Annotated in this window: 1 pseudogene; it reads left to right on the forward strand. The window is 71.8% G+C overall.

The features are described 5' to 3' along the window. Positions 1-305, forward strand: a pseudogene (locus AKL29_RS10760) (NAD(P)(+) transhydrogenase (Re/Si-specific) subunit alpha); the annotation flags it as partial.

Below are 305 nucleotides of genomic sequence, written 5' to 3' on the forward strand. Positions count from 1 at the left end.
GATGCCGGCGTGTCCGCCTTCGCGATGGAATTGATGCCGCGCATCACCCGTGCGCAGGTGATGGACGTCTTGTCCTCGCAGGCCAACCTGGCCGGCTACCGCGCCGTGATCGAGGGCGCCGAGGCCTTTGGCCGCGCCTTCCCGATGATGATGACCGCCGCCGGCACCGTTCCGGCCGCGAAGGTGTTCGTGATGGGCGTCGGCGTCGCCGGCCTGCAGGCGATCGCGACCGCGCGGCGGCTCGGGGCCGTCGTCACCGCGACCGACGTGCGCCCGGCCACCAAGGAGCAGGTGGAATCGCTCGG

The sequence above is a fragment of the Bradyrhizobium pachyrhizi genome (genome assembly GCF_001189245.1).
GTDB lineage: Bacteria > Pseudomonadota > Alphaproteobacteria > Rhizobiales > Xanthobacteraceae > Bradyrhizobium > Bradyrhizobium pachyrhizi.